This window comes from Parasphingorhabdus sp., assembly GCF_036964675.1.
Taxonomy (GTDB): Bacteria; Pseudomonadota; Alphaproteobacteria; order Sphingomonadales; family Sphingomonadaceae; genus Parasphingorhabdus.
In genome coordinates this window covers 4,658-6,704 of sequence record NZ_JBALTF010000031.1, presented here as the reverse complement: position 1 = coordinate 6,704, position 2,047 = coordinate 4,658, and the positions used below count along the sequence as shown (strand labels likewise).

At 56.4% G+C, this 2,047-nt stretch carries 2 protein-coding genes; both read right to left on the bottom strand.

Annotated features, from left to right (window positions below):
• A partial coding sequence (locus V7665_RS07245; protein WP_335663867.1) for a DUF885 domain-containing protein occupies positions 1-1,668 on the bottom strand: 1,668 nt, incomplete at its 3' end.
• 191 nt (positions 1,669-1,859) lie between these two features.
• Positions 1,860-2,047, bottom strand: a 188-nt coding sequence (locus V7665_RS07240; RefSeq protein WP_335663866.1) for a hypothetical protein, incomplete at its 5' end; no start/stop codon positions are given.

Sequence of the window (2,047 nt, the reverse complement as noted above, 5' to 3'; positions counted from 1 at the left end):
AGCGCGAATATCAAATTTGTCGCCCAGCTGCTCTTTGGCTCGCGCCCGCAGTTCGAGAATTTTGATCATCCCGATCTTGTAGCTGGTCGCCTGACCCGGATTGACCAGATAGCGACGCACTTCGGACCGGACGGCCGCTTCGGGAATGGACGAATTTTCCAGGAAGTAAGCCACGGCCTGTTCCTCACTCCAGCCCTTGCTGTGCAAACCGGTGTCCACCACCAGCCGGATCGCGCGCCAGATCTCGCTGGTGAGCCGGCCAAATTCGGAATAGGGATCGGCATAGCCGCCCATTTCCTTGGCCAGCGTTTCTGAATAGAGACCCCAGCCCTCGCTATAGGCGGTATAGCCTGCCTGAGTCCGGAAGGTTGGGATACCGGTCAGTTCCTGGGCAATGGAAATCTGCATATGATGACCGGGCAGGCCCTCATGATAGGCAATTACCTCGAGCGTCGGGATCGGCATCGCCCGCATATCGGAAAGATGGGCATAATAGATGCCGGGACGGGACCCGTCAGGCGTGCCGCTGCGATAATGCTGGGCCGCGCCATCGCGTTCGCGGAAGGATTCGACCCGGCGCACTTCCAGATCGGCCTTGGGGAGAATGCCGAAATAGTCCGGCAATAGCGCTTTCAAGGCATCGATATGCCCTTTGGCCGCCGCGATATATTGATCCGCTCCCGCATCGTCGTCGGAGAAATAAAACTGGTCGTCCTCGCGGATATATTTGAAGAAGGCCTTGAGGTCGCCGTCAAATCCCACCTTGTCCTTGACCGCTTCCATGTCGCCGCGCAGGCGCGCCACTTCGCTGAGACCCAGCTCATGGATTTCTTCGGCGGTCAATTTTGTCGTTGTTTGATTGGCCAGCCGATAATTATAAAAAGCCTGGCCGTTGGGCAGCGCACTAACGCCCTGTGGCAGCGCATCGCTATTGGGCATATCTCCCTGATACCAGGCAATGATACGCTGATAGGCGGGTGCAAAGGCGTTGATCAGGGCCGAGCGGGCCTCGCCGCGCAGCACATCGGCGCGCGCCTTGTCGATAACCTGCTTTTCAACCAGTCCCTTGAGCTTGTCTTCGGTCGCGGTCCAGATTGCCGAAGGCGCGCCATCATCAAAGGGCGCTCCGCTGATGATCTTGGTCGACTGGTCGATCACCCCTTCATAGGCAAAGCGCGGCGGACGGGTTCCCGCCGCCGCATTGGTCTGCGCGCGAGCGAGCAGCTGGTCGAGCGCGGTAGCAACACCGGACAGACGCTGGATAAAGCCCAGCATGTCGGCTTCGGTCTCGACCTTGTGCGTGTTGATCAGAAAGGTCGGGAAAAAGGACTGCAGGCCATTATGCTGGTGCAGCGCATAGCGATTGGACCGGAACGGCAAGCCTGCTTCCGCCTGCTTCAGATTGTAGGACCAGATGTCGTAAGATGTCTTCGCCTCCGTTGAAAGCTTTGTATAGTCGAAGCGGCTTTTCATCTCGGCAACGGCATCGCGCAACCAGACCAGCTGCGCATCGGCCGCTGCATCGCTGAAATCGTCGATCAGCCCATAATCGGTCTTGCGCCCGATAAAGGTCTGTTCGATCGGGCTGAACGCGAGCTCTTCCTCATATTTTTCGTCGAACCATTGGTTGATCCGGTCGGTTTCGCTTTGTGTTGCGGTTGCAACCACAGTCGAAGCAGCGGTAGCCGGACTGAATGAAACAGGCGTTAACCCCAGAAGGGCGGCTGAAAAAATGATGGAAGTGACTGTCTTCATACCCGACGATCCTCATATTATGGCAGATTTCAGCCTGCATGGCACAGTCTGTGCGAATTGGGAATATTGATAAAATTGGAGCGGAAGCAACGAGCGCGAATAATCTAAGGCAACCGCGGCAGCACGAATTCAATGGCCTGTGAAATACTATCACGAAATGGCTTCTTGCCGCTGTCCTCCGCAGGACCCTTGCTGGTCACAACGGCAACAAACAGGCCATGATCGAGGTAATGATTCATGATGGCATTGTCGCCCCAATCCTCATTGCCTCGTACATTAAAAACTGGACCCA